Here is a 17,081-nt window from a genome sequence, read left to right as displayed (position 1 = left end):
CCGGCCGACTCCCCCGCGGTCAGGGGGTGCGGTACTCCGGGCCGGGCTCGCGGCTCATCAGGTCCTTGACCGCCTCCAGCGGCGGCAGGCCCTCGTAAAGCACCCTCTCGACCTGTCGAGTGATGGGCATCGACACGCCGAGGCGCTCGGCGAGGGCGAGCAGCGGCCGGCAGGAGCGGACCCCCTCGGCGACCTGGTGCTGCTGCGCGAGCACCTGGTCCAGGGTCATGCCACGGCCCAGCTTCTCGCCGAACGTCCGGTTCCGTGACAGCGGGGAGCCGCAGGTGGCCACCAGGTCACCGAGCCCGGCCAGGCCGGCGAACGTCATCGGCTCGGCGCCCAGCGCGGCGCCGAGCCTGGTGGTCTCGGCCAGCCCGCGGGTGATCAGCGAGGCCTGGCTGTTGGTGCCGAAGCCCATGCCTTCCAGCATCCCGGCGGCGAGCGCGATGACGTTCTTCACCGCCCCGCCGAGCTCGCATCCGACGACGTCACCGTTGGTGTAGGGCCGTAGGTAGGGCGTCCAGCAGGCAGCCTGCACAGCGTGCGCGGTGGACGTCGAGGCGCTGGCGATCACGGTGGCGGCGGGATGTTCGGCCGCGATCTCGCGGGCCAGGTTCGGCCCGCTGACGACCGCGATGCGCTCCGGCCCRACCCCGGCGGTCTGCGCGATCACCTCGCTCATCCGCCGGCTGCTGCCGGCCTCGATCCCCTTCATCAGGCTGACGTAGACGGCCTGGGAGCCCACCAGCGGCGCCCAGTCGGTCAGACAGGCCCGCAGCGCGTGTGACGGCACCGCCAGCACCACCAGGTCGGCACCGGGCAGTGCCTGCTCGGGACGGACCGTGGCACGGACGAGGTCGGGCAGCCGGACGTTCGCGAGGTACCGGGGGTTCACGTGGCGGGCGTTGATCGCGTCCGCGATCTCCGGGTCACGGGCGACCAGCGTGACCCGGGCACCGGCGTCCCCGAGCACCTTGGCGAACACGGTGCCCCAGGAGCCGGCGGTGAGCACTGCCGCGCGCCTCACCTGCCGCCTCCGGGGCGGGCCGTCGACCCCACGTCCGACTCGGTACCGGACGCGGCGCCGGCCTCTGTACCGGCTGCGGCCTCTGTACCGGCTGCGGCGTCAGGCGGAGCCACCTGCAGGGGTGGGATGACCTCCTGGCCCGGCCGGGGCATCACGGTCGGCCTTGCACCGCGGATCCGCTCCAGTTCCGCGGTCAGCCCGGCCATCACCGCCTCGGTGACCTCGCGCAACAGCGGCGCCAGTCCGCCGGACCCGTGCTCGCTGCCGGACCCGTGCTCGCTGCCGGATCTCTGCTCGCTGCCGGATCTCTGCTCGCCACCGAACCCGTGCTCGCCACCAGCCGGATGATCGCCGCCGGTCGCCACGGTCGGCCTGACCAGCGGTTCCGCCCGCGCGGCGAAACGGGAGAGGTCGACCGGCGGACCGGCATGGATCCGGATCTCGGGGCGGGCGAACAGCCGCAGCCGGCGCTCCCGCCCCCAGATGCGCTGGGCGCCCCACTGGGCCACCGGAATCACCGGCGCCCCGGTCGCGAGGGCGAGCCGCGCCACGCCGGTGCGTGCCTGCCTCGGCCAGTAGTCCGGGTCGGTGGTGATCCCACCCTCGGGATAGATGACCAGGGCCCGCCCGGCCCGCAGCGACGCGATCGCGTCGCGCAACGCCTCCTGGGCACTGGGATCCCGGCGGTGTACCGGGATCTGGCCGGCACCGGCCAGCACATGGCGCAGGATCGGAACCTCCCACAGGTCGCTCGTCGCCATGAACCGGGGATTACGCCCGGTGGCGTACACATAGTGCGCGAGCAGGGGTGGGTCCACTGTCGAGAGGTGGTTCGCGACCAGGATGACGCCCCCCGACCCGGGGATGTTCTCCTGGCCCGACCAGCGCCGTCGGGTCAGCAGCCACGACAGCGGCCGGATGACGGCCGCGGCGAACGCGATCCAGAAACCTCCCCGCCACGGTCGTCTCATGAACGCGCAGTCTTGCTCAGTGCCGGGAACGCTGTCGAGTTCGCCTTCGTCCCGCCATCGCACGACATGTGCACGGCACGCCGCAGGCACCGGCCCCGGCGCCGATGGAGCCGCTGACCTGCAGCGGATCCGCCAGCACGGCCGGGGACACCCAAGGCCGGGCCCTCGAGGGCCGAGATGTCCTATCGTCGGCGCTGTGCAGCCCGCCGAGAGCACGCCGCCCTGGGTCGCGCTGGTGCCGCTGAAGCCGCTCGGAGCCGCCAAGTCCCGGCTGGACCATCCGGCGCGCCGCTCGCTGGCACTGGCGATGGCGCTGGACACCGCCGCCGCCGTCCTGGACGCCGGGAGCGACGCGGTGGGTGCGCTGATCGTCGTCACCGACGACCGCGCGGCCCGGGACGCGCTGACCGGCCTGGCCCGGGCGCGGGGGCTCGCCGAGCGGCTGCTGGTGACCGCGGACGAGCCGCGGGGCGGGCTGAACCCGGCGTTCGCGCACGCGGCGGCACTCGCCCGCGTCCTGTACCCGGGCTGGGGCACCGCCGCGCTGTCCGCGGATCTCCCGGCGCTTCGCCCGCAGCAGGTGCGGCGGGCCCTCGCCGCCGCGCCGGTGGCGGGCCACGGCGTGCTGGCCGACGCGGCCGGTACGGGCACCGTCCTGCTCAGCGCCGCCGCCGGCACCGACCTGCACCCGAGGTTCGGCCCCGGCAGCTTCGCCGCACACCGGGATTCCGGCGCGGTCGACCTCACCCTGCTGCTCACCGACCAGGTGCCGGGCCTGCGCCGTGACGTCGACACGGTCGCCGACCTCGCGGTGGCCCGGGCGCTCGGGCTGGGCCCGGCCACCAGCAGCGTCCTCGCGGCCGCCCCGTCGCCCCGCAGCGCGGCGTGAGGGACGTCCTGGGCCGGCCAGATGGCCTCGGCGCGCTGCGGGTGGTGAGCCTCGCCCACGTGCACGACCCCGCCCTCACACCGCTGTTCCCGGGAGATCCGGAGTTCACCCTGACGACGGCGGCGACGATCGAACGCGACGGCTACTACCTCCAGCGGGTGTCCCGCGGAGAGCACACCGGGACGCACTGGGGGGCGCCCGGCCACTTCGAGCCCGGCGGCGCCCTCGCCGACGAGCTGTGCCCCGCCGATCTCTTCCTTCCCGCGGTACGGATCGATGTGCGCGCCGCCGTCGCCGCGGACCAGGACTACCAGGTGAGCACGGCCGATCTGGTGGCCTTCGAGCGTCGACACGGGCGCATCCCGGCCGGTGCCGCGGTCATCGCCTGGACCGGGTGGTCGGACCGCTGGGGAACCGCGGCCTACCCGAACCTGGACGGGCAGGGCCGGATGCACCAGCCCGGTTTCAGCCCTGACGCGGCCCGCTGGCTGATCGGGACGGGACGGCTCGGTCGGCGCGGGGCGCTCGGTTCGGACACCTTCGGACCTGATCCGGGTCTGGACGCCAGCTTCGCGGTCTCCCGGGAACTCTTCCATGAACATCGCATTTCCCTGGAGAACCTGACGAATCTTCAGGATCTCCCGGCGGCGGGGGCCTGGGTGCTCGCCGGCGGCGCGGTGAACCGGGCCGGGTCGGGCTCGGCCGCCACCGTGTTCGGCCTGATCCCCCGACAACCGTGCGCCGGCGGACGCCGGATCCGGACCGTCCGCCATCAGGATGGCCGTCGCCACCGCTGAGGCTCGTCCGCCCTGCCATCGCCTCCGGCCCCGCCATCGCCTCCGGCCCCGCCGGCTCCGGCCCCGCCGGTGTTCTCGTCGATGCGGGCCAGGCCGGCCAGCGGACCCGGCCGGGCGAAGAGGAACCCCTGGCCGAGCTCGCAGCCGAGCCGGTCGAGCTCCACCAGCTGCGCCTCGCGTTCGATGCCCTCGGCGATCACGACCGCGCCGAGCGAGTGGGCGACATCGATCATCGACCGCCGCAGGTTCGCGGAGCGGCTTCCGTCCATCGGCGCCTCGATGAGCGTGCGGTCCAGCTTGACGACGTCCACCGGCAGCCGGTGCAGCACCGCCAGGTTGGTGTTGCCGGAGCCCATGTCGTCCAGTGCGATCCTGACGCCGAGGCTGCGCACCTCCGACAGGACGTCCGCCGCGGCGCCGAGGTCGGTGATCCGGCTGGTCTCGGTGACCTCGACCACGAGCCGCCGGGGGTCGAGCCGGCTCGCCGCGAGCACCCGGGCGACACTGTCACGCAGCCTGATGTCGGTGATGCGGCTGGCCGACACGTTCACGTGCAGGCGCAGCCGGGAGCCGCTCGGGTAGGCCAGGGCGACCTCGGTGCAGGCCCGCGTGAGCACCAGATCGTCGAGAAGCCCGACCATGCCGCCGCTTTCCGCCGCAGCGACGAACGTCCCGGGTGGGACCGGCCCGCGGCCCGGATCCGTCCACCGGGCAAGTGCCTCGAGCGCGACCGGGCGCCCGTCGCGCAACCTGACGATCGGCTGGTAGTGGACGTCGAAGCCGGCGGAACGCCCGCCCCGGCGCAGCGCGGTGGCCAGCGCGTCCGCCAGGTGCGCGCCCGCGTCGGGCGAGGTCATCCCCGGCCGGTAGGTCACCAGACGGTCCTTGCCCGAGCACTTCGCCACCTGCACGGCCGTCTCGGCGTGGCGCAGCAGCGACTCCCCCGTCTCGTGGCTGCGCCGGGCCACGGCGAGTCCCACACTCGCACGGATCGACCGCTGGCGGCCGCCGACCGACACCGGATGGCGCAACGCGGCCAGCACCCGTTCGCCGACCACCTCGGGCGATTCGCCGCCGCCGGCGAGCAGCACGGCGAACTCGTCCGCGCCGACCCGGGCGACCAGGTCGGACGTCCGCACACAGTGCCGAAGCCGGTGGGCGACGGTGCGCAGCAGGTGGTCGCCGGCAGCAGGCCCGAGGCTGTCGTTGAGGACGCTGAAGTCGTCGAGATCGCAGTAGAGGACGGCGATGTCGGCGCCTGGGGCCGGCGCGCCGGTGCGCCGGATGTCGGTCAGGGCGCCGCGCAGCCGGTGGTGGAACAGCGCCCGGTTGGCGAGCTCGGTGAGCGGGTCGTGGAACGCCCGGTGGTGCAGCTCCCGCTCGGCGGCGTCGACGCGCAGCACCAGCCGCCGCCCCGTGCGGGCGGCGGCCAGCCGGTCCGCGACCATGCCGGCGACCAGGGCGGCCGCCAGCCCGACCTCGACGCCGTCGAGACGGTGGCCGCTGGCGACGCCGGTGAGGACCACCGCCGCCGCGGTTCCGGCCAGCAGCGTGGGAACGGCCAGGAACACGCGCCGCTCGGCCACCTTCGCGGCGGCCGGGCGGCGGGTGGCGATGAGGATGAACGCGCACCCGGCGATCGGCACGACCCCGAGGAGGGGCGGGGGGGCGGCCGGCCCGGGCGTGCCCCGCAGCAGCGACGTCGACGCGGCGATCAGAACCAGCCCGACGGCCGCGGCGAGGATGCGGATCCGGTCGGTGAGCCGGCGCAGGGCGGACGCATGGAAGGACGCGAGTACCAACAGCATGGCGCCAGTCGGGTAGCCGAGCGCGACGGCGCGTTCCCACCCGTCCTGCGCCGCGGTCCGCAGTGCCGGGCGGATGCCCAGCGCCCAACCGACGAGGATCACCGAGCAGGCCAGCAGAAACCGGTCCGCCAGCCCACCGGCACCGCCGCCGGACCCCGGTGTCAGAGCGCCGAGAACGTTGGGGGCGTTGGGGGCGGAGCGGGCGGTGGCGGCGGTGAGGTCACCGCGGCCTCCGTCGCCGGGGATCCCGGCGGGCAGCGGGGGCAGATCCGGCTGGTCGGGCGGACGGCGCGGGCGTGCGGTCGGCGCGGCCGCGAGTGCGGCCAGGGCGAGCACCGGCATGGCCAGATAGCCGGCGTCGGCGGGGGTGGGCCGGTGGGGCCGCTGGCCGTCCCGCCCGTCGATGACCCAGGCCGACTGGCCGGCGGCCCAGGCGACGAGGGCGGCCGCGACCCAGATCAGCCATCGGCCGTGGGCCCGTCCGAGCCGGCGGCCCGTCCAGACGCAGCCCGCCGCGGCGGCCAGACCTGCCGCGATCGCGACACCGTCGAGCAACAGCGGCACGCCCGCCCCTCCTCCCCTGTGATCCGGTGGCCCGACCGCCCGACCGCCCGACCGGCCAGTCGCCCGGCCCCGGGCAGGCTCCCCCGCACACGCCGGCCGGGCAGGGTCGGCCAGCTGCGGCAGAGGTCATGGCGGCTGGTCGGGGCTGACGGCGCGTCGCGGGCCGGCACCTCGGGGGTGATCCGGCCACTGCGAGGGGTCACTGACCGCAGCACACGGCCGCGGCACGCTCGTCGAAGTACTCCCGCGAACCAGGACATCCCATGCGTGTTCGACCATTCGACGCTGAGACACCAGCTCGGCGGAGAGCCCCACGCGTCACCGTATCTTGTGATCGGCCAAACACAAAGAGTGTCCACCTGTGGTGCGCGCGGCGCGTCGGCCCGCCTTCACCCCAGGTCGCGGCGCTGGGGACCCCCAGATCGGACATCCGCTACCGACATCCAGATCGGACACCCGAACGAGAGGTCAGCGAACCCGCCGTCGAGCCGCCCGCTACCGGGCCGTCTCCGGCGCACCGTCGCCCCGCCGGCGCACCTCGAGGACGTCCACCCGCTGGGTCGCGGTGAGGGCACCTCGACCCGCGCCGACGTAGCGGCCCGAGGTGGGAGCGACGTCGTGATAGTCCCGGCCGACCGCGACCGTGACGTAGCGAAGGTCCGCGACCCGGTCATGGCAGGGGTCGAACGCCACCGCCGCCGCGGCCGCCCCACCGGGCGTCACCGCCACCGGCACGGGCACGGCGTCGGCCCGGATGCCCAGCGGACCCACTCCACCCGCCCGGAGGATGCCGGCCGGCACCACGACCTCCACCCAGGCGTGCGAGGCGCCCTCCCCGAGCATGTGCCCCGAGACGTAGCGAGCGGGGATCCCGACTGCCCGGCACATCGCGATCATGACGTGAGCCTGGTCCTGGCAGACCCCGTGGCCGCCGGCGAGAGCCTGGGCGGCGGTCGTACCCACGTCCGTGCTGCCCGAGACGTACTCGATCCGCTGGTGCACCCAGCCGCAGACGCGGCGGGCTGTGGCCACCGGGTCGCCGCCGGCCAGCGAGCGGGCCGCGTCGATCATGGTGGTGGTAGGCGTCGTGAGCGGGGTGGGGGCGAGCAGTCGTCGGCTGCTCAGCGCGGACGCGGGCAGCTCGGGCCAACCGAGGTCCGCGAACCGTTCCACCACGAGGGTGATGTCGAAGTCCAGCGTCGGCGGGACCACGTCGACGCTGATGGTGGCGATCTGGAGGCCGTCGGGCCCACGAGCCCAGGTCGTCCGGGCGTCCGGGACAGAGACCTGCAGGTCGACGGAGCGCCGCAGCTGCCCGCCGTGGCGGGGTGGCGGCACGGCTATGAGGCGGTGTTCCAGGTCGGTCGCGACGCCGTCGTAGGTGTAGCGGAACCGTTGGCGGACCCGGTAGGTGACCTGCTCGGCGCCATCGAGATCACCTGGCTCGGGGGCGGCATCCCCCGCCGCGACCGCCTCGGATGCTCGCGCCACGCCCTCGATCGTCACCCGGTCCTGTTTCCCGCCCGTTAACGGAAACCGTGCCGGTTCCGCCATGTCACCAAACAACGCCAACACGGAACATCATCACTGCCCGGAGGACACGCCTCATCCGCACGAAAACCTCACTTCGTCACACATCGCGGCTGCCGAGTTCACCGGGAACTGGCAGCATGAGCAACCATGAGCGACCTCGTTGCGACCCGGCCGGACCAGCCGCAACGAAAAGCGCRGAGTGCGCTGCTGGAGCCCCTGGAGGCCCCTCGGACGCCGGCCCCGTCGGATCTTCCGCCGGACCGGTACATCAACCGGGAGAAGTCCTGGCTTGATTTCAACTCCCGTGTCCTCTCGCTCGCCGAGGACGTCGCCACTCCGCTGCTGGAACGAGCCAAGTTCCTGGCGATCTTCGCCAGCAACCTGGACGAGTTCTACATGGTGCGGGTGGCCGGGTTGATGCGCCGGGACGCGACGCGGCTCGCGGTCCGCTCCGCGGACGGGCTGACCGCCCGTGAGCAGCTCGACCTGATCAGCCGCACGACCGCCGAGCTGACCGCGCGGCACTCCCGCTGCTTCACCGACGAGGTCGCGCCATCGCTCGCCCACGCGGGCATCACGATCAAACTGTGGCATCAGCTCGGGCCGTCGCAGCGGGAGGGGCTGCGGAACTACTTCCACGAGCAGATCTTCCCGGTGCTGACGCCGCTGGCCGTCGATCCCGCCCACCCGTTTCCGTACATCAGCGGCCTGTCACTGAACCTCGCCGTCGCCGTCCGTGCGCCCGGCGGGGAATCCGAGCGCTTCGCCCGGGTGAAGGTTCCACAGAACGTTCCGCGGCTGATCCGGGTGGGCCCCGACGAGCCGGCGGGCGAACGACCCGGCGGGGAGATGCTCCGGCCCGCACAGGACGACTCCGCCGCCTGCTTCGTGCCACTCGAGGAGGTCATCGCGGCCCATCTCGGGCAGCTTTTCCCGGGTATGGAGGTAGTCGACTCGCACCTGTTCCGGGTCACCCGCAACGCGGACCTGGAGGTCGAGGAGGACGAGGCCGAGGACCTGCTGCAGGCGCTGGAGCGCGAGCTGGCGCGGCGTCGGTTCGGGCCCGCCGTGCGCCTCGAGGTCGATGCCGACATCGACGAGGACCTTCTCAGCCTGCTGATGCGCGAGCTGGAGGTCACCGACCGCGAGGTCCACCGGGTGCGCGGCCCGCTGGACATGTCCGTGCTGTGGGCTCTCTACGATCTCGACCGCCCGGAGCTCAAGGACGCCCCGCGGGTGCCCGTCACCCATCCCCGGCTGCTCAACGACGAGGGCGAGCCGTCCGACTTCTTCAGCGTGCTGCGCGAGGCCGACGTCCTCGTGCACCATCCGTACGACTCGTTCACGACCTCGGTGCAGCGGTTCATCGAGCAGGCGGCGGCCGACCCGCACGTCCTGGCCATCAAGCAGACGCTGTACCGGACGTCCGGCGACTCGCCGATCGTCGACGCGCTGGTCGCCGCGGCCGAGGCCGGCAAGCAGGTGGTCGTCCTGGTCGAGATCAAGGCGCGGTTCGACGAGAGCGCCAACATCCGCTGGGCCCGCGAGCTCGAACGGGCGGGGTGCCATGTCGTCTACGGCCTCATCGGCCTCAAGACGCACTGCAAGATCTGCCTCGTGGTGCGCCAGGAACGCGGTGGCCTGCGCCGCTACTGCCATGTCGGCACCGGGAACTACAACCCGAAGACCGCGCGGCTCTACGAGGACCTGGGCCTGCTCACCGCCGCGCCGGACGTCGGCGCCGACCTGACCGACCTGTTCAACGTTCTGACGGGGTACAGCCGCCAGACGGAGTACCGGTCACTGCTCGTCGCGCCGCAGCACATGCGGGACGGGATCATCRAGCGCATCGAGGCCGAGGCCGAGGCCGCCCGCGAGGGCCGCGAGTGCGGCATCCGGATCAAGGTCAACAGCCTGGTCGACGAGAAGATCATCGACGCGCTGTACCGGGCGTCGATGGCCGGAGTGCCGGTCCACTGCCTGGTCCGCGGGATCTGCTCGCTACGGCCGGGGGTCCCCGGGCTCTCCGAGACCGTGCATGTCCGGTCGATCCTCGGACGGTTCCTGGAGCACAGCCGGGTCCTGGAGTTCGCCTCGGCCGGTGAGCACTGGATCGGCAGCGCCGACATGATGCACCGCAACCTCGACCGGCGGATCGAGGCGCTCGTCCGGGTTCCGCACGCCGAACGCCAGGCCACGGTACGCGGGATGCTCGACCGTGCCTTCTCCGACGGCGTCTCCGCCTGGGTCCTCGCGGCCGACGGGCGCTGGGAGCGGCACACGACCGGTCCGGATGACGCGCGCCTGGCGGACTACCAGCAGGACCTCATGGGCCAGGCGTACGAGCGCGGCCGCCGCTGACCCGCCGGCAGGGGTCCGGTCGCCCCCACCGCCGAAACCGCCTCCGCCGGCACTGCCGACCCCGGCTCCGCCGGCTGGCACTGCCGGCTGACACTGCCGACCCCGGGGCAACCGCACCCGACGCTGCCGCTCCTCGCGCTGGCGCGTCCCGGCACGGCCTGTTCGGCCCAGGGCCGCGCCGGAACGCGGCCGCGCGAGGGCACGGCCGCGGCGTCGGTTTCAGTCGCTGCTCGTCGAGACGCTGGCCTTGAACTCCGAACCGGGACGGAACTTCGGCACCACGGACGCGGCGACGTGCACGGGCTCGCCGGTCGCGGGGTTGCGGCCGGTGCGGGCGGCACGCTCCACGCGCTCGAACACACCGAAACCGGTGATCGTGACCTTCTCGCCRCCGGCCACGGCTTCCTGGATCGCGTCGAACACCGCGTCGACGGCCTTGGTGGCGTTCGCCCGCCCGCCCTCGATCTGCTGAGCGATGCGGTCAACCAACTGGGACTTGTTCACAACAACCTCCGGACGCCCCCGCGCTTGACGGGGTGGGGAGCAGATCGGGCATCACACTGCGCTGCACCGTAGGCATCTCCACTGTCGAGGGCAATTCCCATGAGCGTGTCGCGTCACACAAACCCGCACGTCAGCGGGTTCGCGCCGAGTGGCTACCGCTTGCGCACTGTCCGACGAGCCCGCCACATCCTGCAACTTCGTCACCTTGAGTAACTTTTGTCCGGTGGCGATTCGAGCCGAAAGTCACGAATTGATAGCCCGCAGACGCTGGCCGAGAGGCACCCTTACCCCAACACACCGGGGCACTACCCCACGCGGATGTGAGATCACACTCAGCACCGCGGTGACCACTGCGGGACGGGGCGGCCCGAACGGGTGCACCACCCCCCTGGGCGCGTGCGCCCGATGGCCGGTGATGTGATCAACGCAACACCGCCGTGGCACCCCCGGACCGGCGCCCAGTAGCCCGAAAAGCCCTGTGCCGGGCCAGGTCACACCAGCCCGGCACAGGGCCGTCACAGGGCCGTCTGGGCTCAGACGGTGGTCGGCAGCCAGGCCGCCCGCTCCGCCTCGAAGGCGGTGATGCGGTCCTCGTGCCGCAGCGTCAGGCCGACGTCGTCGAGACCTTCCATCAGCCGCCAGCGGGTGAAGTCGTCAAGATCGAAGCCGACGATCTGGCCGGCGCCGCGGACCTCCCGCGCCTCCAGATCGACGGTGATCTCCGTGGCCGGGTCGGCCTCCACCGCGGCCGTCAGCGCCTCGACGATGTCCGCCGGCAGCACGACCGGCAGCAGGCCGTTACCCAGCGCGTTGCCGCGGAAGATGTCGGCGAAGCGGGGTGAGAGCACCGCGCGGAAGCCGTAGTCCTGCAGGGCCCAGACGGCGTGCTCCCGGGAGGAGCCGGTGCCGAAGTCGGGCCCGGCGAGCAGGATCGACGCCCCGGCGTGAGCCGGGTCGTTCAGCACGAACGACGGGTCGGCCCGCCACTCGGAGAACAGCCCGGCCCCGAAGCCGGTCCGCTCGATGCGCTTGAGCCACTCGCTCGGGATGATCTGGTCGGTGTCGACGTCGCTGCGCCGCAGCGGCACCGCCCGACCGGTGTGGATGGTGAACGCCTCCATCGAGGGCACGTTCCCTTCGGCGTCGTGGGAGAGGGTCCCGGAGAATCCCGGGGAGCGGGTCTCCGGGGCAGGTCGTGGAGCGGAGTCGGTTCCGGCCGCGGGCGCGTTACAGGTCGGCGGGCGCGGTGAGGCGACCCGTGACCGCGGTGGCGGCGGCGACCGCCGGAGAGACCAGATGCGTGCGCCCACCCGGACCCTGCCGGCCCTCGAAGTTGCGGTTGGACGTCGACGCGCTGCGCTCCCCGGGGCGCAGGGTGTCCGGGTTCATGCCCAGGCACATCGAGCAGCCGGCGCTGCGCCAGTCCGCCCCGGAGGCGCGGAACACCTCGTCGAGGCCCTCCGCCTCGGCCTGGGCCTTGACCTCCATCGATCCCGGGACGACGAGGACCCGCAGGCCGTCGGCCACCTGCCGACCGCGCAGGACGTCGGCGGCGTCCCGCAGGTCGGAGAGCCGGCCGTTGGTGCAGGAGCCGATGAAGACGGTGTCGACGGCGACGTCGGTCAGCGGCGCGCCGGGAGTCAGATCCATGTAGGCCAGCGCGCGCTCCACCGAGGCGCGGGCCGCGGGGTCGACGTAGCCCGCCGGGTCGGGCACCGCCGAGCTCAGCGGTGCGGCCTGCCCGGGATTCGTCCCCCAGGTGACATACGGGCTCAGGCTGGGCGCGTCGATGACCACCTCGTGGTCGAAGACCGCGTCGGAATCGGTGGCCAGGGTCCGCCAGTAGGCCACGGCGGCGTCCCAGTCGGCGCCGGTCGGCGCGTTCGGACGCCCCTTCAGGTACTCGAAGGTCGTCTCGTCCGGCGCGATCATGCCGGCCCGCGCGCCGGCCTCGATGGACATGTTGCAGACCGTCATCCGGCCCTCCATCGACAGCGCGCGGACGGCCTCGCCGCGGTACTCGATGACGTAGCCGGCCCCGCCGCCGGTGCCGATCCGGGCGATCACGGCGAGGATGAGGTCCTTGGCGGTCACTCCCGCCGGCAGCTCGCCCTGCACCGTGACGGCCATCGTCTTCGGCCGGCGCTGCGGCAGGGTCTGGGTCGCCAGCACGTGCTCCACCTGGCTGGTGCCGATGCCGAACGCCAGTGCACCGAAGGCGCCGTGCGTCGACGTGTGGCTGTCGCCGCAGACGATCGTCATGCCCGGCTCGGACAGGCCGAGCTGCGGGCCGACGACGTGAACGATCCCCTGGCCCGGGTCGTTCATCGGGAACAGCCGGACGCCGAACTCGGCGCAGTTCTTGCGCAGAGCCTCCACCTGGGCCCGCGACACCGGGTCCGCGATCGGCAGCAGGGTGTCCACCGTGGGCACGTTGTGGTCCTCGGTGGCGAGGGTCAGGTCGGGGCGGCGGACCGGGCGCCCGGCCAGCCGCAGCGCCTCGAACGCCTGCGGCGAGGTCACCTCGTGCACGAGGTGCAGATCGATGTAGAGCAGGTCAGGTTCCCCGTCGGCGCGGCGGACGACGTGCGCGTCCCAGACCTTCTCCGCGAGTGTGCGCCCCATTGGCCCCACTCCCTCTCTCGCGCGGGCCGGGCCCACGCTGTCGGACATGCAGTTCGAACATCGGTGTCGTCACAGGACTGCCACCCCGGGTGCCGCACACGACGCACGGACGTCGGAATCCGTGGGCATCGCCGTCCGGTGCGCACCGACGTCCGTGGACGACGGTGCCCGTGGACGTCGGTGCCCGAATGCATGCGTCCCAAAGTTTGGGATGGCAGTATCAGACTATGGAACATAGTAGCGGCGTCGGCGTCCTGGACAAGGCCGCCCTTGTGCTGAGCGCCGTCGAGCATGGTCCGGCCGGCCTCGGCGAACTGGTCGCCCGCACCGGGCTGACCCGTGCCACCGCCCATCGGCTCGCCAGCGCGTTGGAGACGCACCGCCTGCTCGCCCGCGACGCGGCGGGTCGGTTCGTGCCCGGCCCGCGACTGGCGGCGGGCAGCCCCGCCGCGCTGCCCTGGGAGATGCTCGACGCGGCCGGGCGGGTTCTCACCGCGCTGCGGGACGACACCGGCGAGAGCACCCAGCTGTACGTCCGGCGCGGCCCGGTCCGTGTGTGCGTCGCCGCCGCGGAGCGCTCCGCCGGCCTGCGGGACACGGTGCCGGTCGGCGCCGCCCTGCCGATGACCGCCGGCTCCGGCGCCCAGGTACTGCTCGCCTTCACCGATTCCACCGACCCCGCCGACGCCGCCGGGCCCGGGCTGCCCGCGCACACGACGTTCACGGCGGAGGCGTTGGCACGGATTCGCCGGCGCGGCTGGGCGGAGAGCGTCGGCGAGCGGGAGCCCGGTCTCGCCTCGGTCTCCGCGCCGGTGTTCGGTCCCGCCGGCGTCGTGGCGGCGATCTCCCTGTCCGGCCCGGTCGAGCGGCTCACCCGGTCGCCGGGACGGCGGCACGGGGCAGTGGTCGTCGCCGCGGCCCGCCAGCTGTCGTCGCAGGCCGGGCCCGCGATGACACAACCCGGCCCTCCCGTGACGGTTAACGACACAGTCGCACCTTCTCGAGCCGAAGGAGGTGTCGCAGGTCACTTCACATGAACGCGAATTGCCGCACGCGGAGCAGGCAAAAACGTCGCCCGCTTACCCGCCTAAACACCACTTCCTGACACCCTGAAACACAATGCTTCCGCACCGGCCATCCCTACCGGTACCCCGGCGCGGCCAGGCGGGCTACGACGTCGTAGCCTTTGTCCTGTCACCAGAGCAGGATCGACGTACCGAGAAGTTGTTCACGTACAGGCACGACGTGGCTGGCCCAGCGCTCCGCGTGGCTAGTCCGGCCACGCCACGTGGCGTAGTCCGGCCAGACCGCCGATCCGCGGTCACCGGCCGGGCAGGGGCGCCTTACCTGCACGTGTGGTCGACCCGCCGGGTGCTGTGCCAGCCGGTCTCACCACCCGCCGACGGGAGGATCCGCCGGAGTCCTCAGGCTTCCGCAGGCCCCGCCGCGGCAGCGTCACAGGCTCGCGCCGTAGGAGTTCCGACGGCGCTCAAAGGGGGAAAGGCGCAGTGCGCAAACTGGGTTCGCGGTACGTCCTGCACGAACTACTCGGGCAGGGAACGGCCGGCCAGGTCTGGCGCGGAGCCCACGTCTCCGACGGGGAGCCCGTTGCCATCAAGGTGCTCCGCCCGGAACTCGCCCACGACCCCGAGGTCGTCGACCGTTTCCTGCGCGAATGCGATCTGCTGGTCCAGCTCGACAGCCCCGACCTGGTGCGGGTCCGCGAGCTGATCCAGGAGCCCGGCACCCTGGCGATCGTCATGGACCTCGTCGAGGGCATCGACCTGCGGGCCCACCTCGACCAGGCTGGCCCGCGCCCGGTGACCGAGGCCGTCCGGCTCGTCGTGGGGCTGCTCTGGGCGTTGGACAGCGTGCACGGCGCGGGCATCATCCACCGTGACGTCAAGCCCGAGAACGTCCTCATCGACACCTCGGACCCCCGGCGGCCCTACGTGCGGCTCACCGACTTCGGGGTGGCACGCATGATCCACACCCCGAGCCGGGCGTCCCTGACCGGCCCCATCGGGACCCCGCTGTACATGGCGCCCGAGCTGGCCGACGAGGTCCCGCCGACACCGGCCGTCGACATCTACGCCGCCGGCGTCGTCCTCTACGAGCTCATCGCCGGCAGCCCGCCGTTCGACGCGTCCCACCCGGCGGACCTCATGCGGGCGCACCGCGAGGACGTGCCGCAGCCGATCCAGGGCGTCCCGCCCGCGGTGTGGGAAGTCCTGGCCGCCATGCTGGCGAAGTCGCCGCAGCAGCGCCCGGCGAGCGCCGCCGACGCAGCGGAGGACCTGCTCGACGCGATTGAGGACGAGGACCGGGACCACGACCTCGACGAGGGCGACGACGACCACCACTGGGAGCGCGAGCAGGACCGTCGCGCCGATCCCCGCGACACCGGCGCCTCCCGGCAGCACGGCGGCGCCGGCCGCGGCGCGCCCCGGGGCCGCCCCGGGAGCCGGGACTTCGACACCGCCCAGACCCGGATCGACCGCGACCGCGCGACAGCGGGCGCGCCGCAGCGTGACCCGGCCCGTTCCGGGACGACGGGACGTCAGCCCGCAGTCGTCGGAGCCGGTGCTCTCGGAGCCGGTGCTCTCGGAGCCGGTGCTGCCAGGACGGGACCGGTCGGGGCCGCTGCCGGTGCAACCGCCGTGCTCTCCGGTGGGGACGCCACAGGAGCGCACGGCGGTTGGGACGACGCGGCCCACACCCAGGTGGGGGGAATCCCCGCCACCCAGGCCGGCAGCCCGCCCTCGGGCCGGACTGGCTGGAACGACGACGCGCACACCCAGGTTGCCGGCATCCCCCCGGTCCGGCCGGACCGGGGCGGGGCCGATCAGACCTGGGCCGGGCGGGCGCCCGACCGCTGGGACGAGGCGGACGCAGCCACCGGAGCCCAGCCCGCGGTCCGTGTCCCCGCCCGTTCGGCCGGCTCCGCCGCCGACCGCAACACGGTGATCTCGCGCAGCAAGGACTCGGCCCCCGCCAGCACGGTCAGTGGACCGGGCTCCCCCGCCGCACGGTCCGCGGCCGACCGGCGGCGGCGCAGCCGCATCGCGGCCGGCGCCGGACTGGTCGTCGCCCTCGTCGCCGGCGCCGGCGGCTGGGCCCTCGCCGCCGGTGACAGCGAGAGCGGGCTGACCGCGGACGGCCAGACCCAGACCCTGATCGACCCGTCGATCACCGCGACCCTGCCCGGAGGCCTACCGATGCCGCCGGGAATGGATCCCGCGCAGGTCGGCTCCAGCGGCGGTGCCAGCGGACCGGCCCGCACGAACCCGGCCGCGAGCCCCGGCCAGAGCGCCTCGCCCGGCGCCACCCCCTCGCAGAGCGGGCAGCCCAGCGCCAGCCCGAGCGCCACCACCTCGCCGTCAGCGACGCCGAAGGACGCGACCGTGCCCGACGTGCAGGGCCAGAGCCAGTCGGCGGCGACGAACACCATGAGCGGCAAGGGCTTCACGAACGTGTCGTCGAGCGAGACCTGCCAGAAGGGCAAGAAGGGCGGGGTGGTGATCGACCAGAACCCGAACGCGGGCAGCGTGGTCCCCGTCTCCACCAAGGTGACACTGACCGTGCAGGCCACGAACTGCGTCGAGGTCCCCGGCGTGGCCGGCAGATCGCTCGAAGCGGCACGCAGCGCGCTCGTGAGCGCGGGTCTGGGAGTCCTGAACGGCGGGGGCGGCTGCCAATGGGGGACGGGCAGCACTGCGGCCTCCACCAATCCCGCGGCCGGGACCATGATGCGCAAGGGCGAGAACGTCTGGCTGGAACCGTCCTGCTCCGCGTCACCGGCACCGGCGCCGCCGCCGAGCTCCGCGCCGCCGGCATCCCCCGCCCCGCGCGGAACCTGACGGGCCGCTGCGCAGCCGGCCGGGCGGCCTGCCGCCCGGCCGGCTTTCACGGCTCCGGATACTCGACCATCGCACGGTCACGACTGCCGCGGCCCGCCGATCACGGCGTGGCCCATCGTGTGTGACCTCTGAAACTCCTGCA

12 protein-coding genes are annotated in these 17,081 nt (G+C 73.4%); 5 read left to right on the top strand and 7 right to left on the bottom strand.

The window, feature by feature from the left end; all coding sequences use genetic code 11:
- Window positions 1-19: 19 nt before the first annotated feature.
- Both CC117_RS04565 and CC117_RS04560 read right to left on the bottom strand, forming a co-directional pair.
- Window positions 20-1,027 carry an NAD(P)H-dependent glycerol-3-phosphate dehydrogenase gene (locus CC117_RS04565; protein WP_198541732.1) on the bottom strand — a complete coding sequence of 336 codons (1,008 nt, stop codon included), beginning with the start codon at window positions 1,025-1,027 and terminating at the stop codon, window positions 20-22.
- The gene (locus tag CC117_RS04560) at window positions 1,024-1,998 is read right to left on the bottom strand and encodes a lysophospholipid acyltransferase family protein (protein WP_241829841.1); all 975 of its coding nucleotides are present in this window, start codon (window positions 1,996-1,998) and stop codon (window positions 1,024-1,026) included. Before CC117_RS04560 ends, CC117_RS04565 begins: the two co-directional genes overlap by 4 nt.
- A gap of 196 nt (window positions 1,999-2,194) precedes the next feature.
- On the opposite strand from CC117_RS04560, the gene cofC reads away from it, so the two are divergent.
- Together cofC and CC117_RS04550 are read left to right on the top strand one after the other, a co-directional pair.
- Window positions 2,195-2,887, top strand: coding sequence for a 2-phospho-L-lactate guanylyltransferase (gene cofC / locus CC117_RS04555; protein ID WP_071082501.1), 693 nt, complete (start codon window positions 2,195-2,197; stop codon window positions 2,885-2,887).
- Window positions 2,884-3,684 carry a cyclase family protein gene (locus tag CC117_RS04550; protein ID WP_071082500.1) on the top strand — a complete coding sequence of 267 codons (801 nt, stop codon included), beginning with the start codon at window positions 2,884-2,886 and terminating at the stop codon, window positions 3,682-3,684. The genes cofC and CC117_RS04550 overlap by 4 nt, the downstream gene beginning before the upstream one ends.
- Here the strand turns inward: CC117_RS04550 and CC117_RS39910 are convergent.
- A complete protein-coding gene (locus CC117_RS39910) occupies window positions 3,660-6,056 on the bottom strand; it encodes a putative bifunctional diguanylate cyclase/phosphodiesterase (protein WP_071082499.1) in 2,397 nt (798 codons plus the stop codon). The genes CC117_RS04550 and CC117_RS39910 overlap by 25 nt on opposite strands.
- A gap of 495 nt (window positions 6,057-6,551) precedes the next feature.
- Window positions 6,552-7,547, bottom strand: a complete 996-nt coding sequence (locus CC117_RS04540) for a transglutaminase family protein (RefSeq protein ID WP_071082624.1) — start codon at window positions 7,545-7,547, stop codon at window positions 6,552-6,554.
- Between the two features lie 189 nt (window positions 7,548-7,736).
- Here CC117_RS04540 and CC117_RS04535 point away from each other — a divergent pair, with 189 nt between their 5' ends.
- The gene (locus tag CC117_RS04535; protein WP_071082498.1) at window positions 7,737-9,950 is read left to right on the top strand and encodes an RNA degradosome polyphosphate kinase; all 2,214 of its coding nucleotides are present in this window, start codon (window positions 7,737-7,739) and stop codon (window positions 9,948-9,950) included.
- Window positions 9,951-10,169: 219 nt separating this feature from the next.
- Here CC117_RS04535 and CC117_RS04530 read toward each other — a convergent pair whose 3' ends face one another.
- The 3 genes from CC117_RS04530 to leuC all read right to left on the bottom strand — a co-directional run bounded on the left by CC117_RS04530 (window position 10,170) and on the right by leuC (window position 13,079).
- Window positions 10,170-10,454, bottom strand: a complete 285-nt coding sequence (locus CC117_RS04530; protein WP_018640566.1) for an HU family DNA-binding protein — start codon at window positions 10,452-10,454, stop codon at window positions 10,170-10,172.
- Window positions 10,455-10,987: 533 nt separating this feature from the next.
- Window positions 10,988-11,575: a 3-isopropylmalate dehydratase small subunit gene (leuD, locus tag CC117_RS04525; protein WP_071082497.1), complete on the bottom strand. Its 588-nt coding sequence runs from the start codon at window positions 11,573-11,575 to the stop codon at window positions 10,988-10,990.
- A 106-nt stretch (window positions 11,576-11,681) separates the two neighbouring features.
- Window positions 11,682-13,079 (bottom strand): 3-isopropylmalate dehydratase large subunit, encoded by a 1,398-nt coding sequence (gene leuC / locus CC117_RS04520; protein ID WP_071082496.1) that lies wholly within the window; start codon window positions 13,077-13,079, stop codon window positions 11,682-11,684.
- 227 nt (window positions 13,080-13,306) lie between these two features.
- Between leuC and CC117_RS04515 the strand changes: the two genes are divergently transcribed.
- Together CC117_RS04515 and CC117_RS39905 are read left to right on the top strand one after the other, a co-directional pair.
- Window positions 13,307-14,116, top strand: a complete 810-nt coding sequence (locus CC117_RS04515) for an IclR family transcriptional regulator (RefSeq protein WP_071082495.1) — start codon at window positions 13,307-13,309, stop codon at window positions 14,114-14,116.
- 471 nt (window positions 14,117-14,587) lie between these two features.
- A complete protein-coding gene (locus CC117_RS39905) occupies window positions 14,588-16,939 on the top strand; it encodes a serine/threonine protein kinase (protein ID WP_071082494.1) in 2,352 nt (783 codons plus the stop codon).
- Window positions 16,940-17,081: the final 142 nt, after the last annotated feature.

The sequence above is a fragment of the Parafrankia colletiae genome (genome assembly GCF_001854655.1).
Taxonomy (GTDB): Bacteria; Actinomycetota; Actinomycetes; order Frankiales; family Frankiaceae; genus Parafrankia; species Parafrankia colletiae.
Note: the sequence above shows the minus strand (reverse complement) of the source record. Positions and strands in the feature narration are given on the sequence as shown.

What these genes read in the sequence shown, in the direction of transcription:
- CC117_RS04515 (WP_071082495.1), top strand. Translation starts at nt 13,307, where the DNA reads ATGGAACATAGTAGCGGCGTCGGCGTCCTGGACAAGGCCGCCCTTGTG.
- leuD (WP_071082497.1), bottom strand. Translation starts at nt 11,575, where the DNA reads ATGGAGGCGTTCACCATCCACACCGGTCGGGCGGTGCCGCTGCGGCGC.
- CC117_RS04560 (WP_241829841.1), bottom strand. Translation starts at nt 1,998, where the DNA reads ATGAGACGACCGTGGCGGGGAGGTTTCTGGATCGCGTTCGCCGCGGCC.
- leuC (WP_071082496.1), bottom strand. Translation starts at nt 13,079, where the DNA reads ATGGGGCGCACACTCGCGGAGAAGGTCTGGGACGCGCACGTCGTCCGC.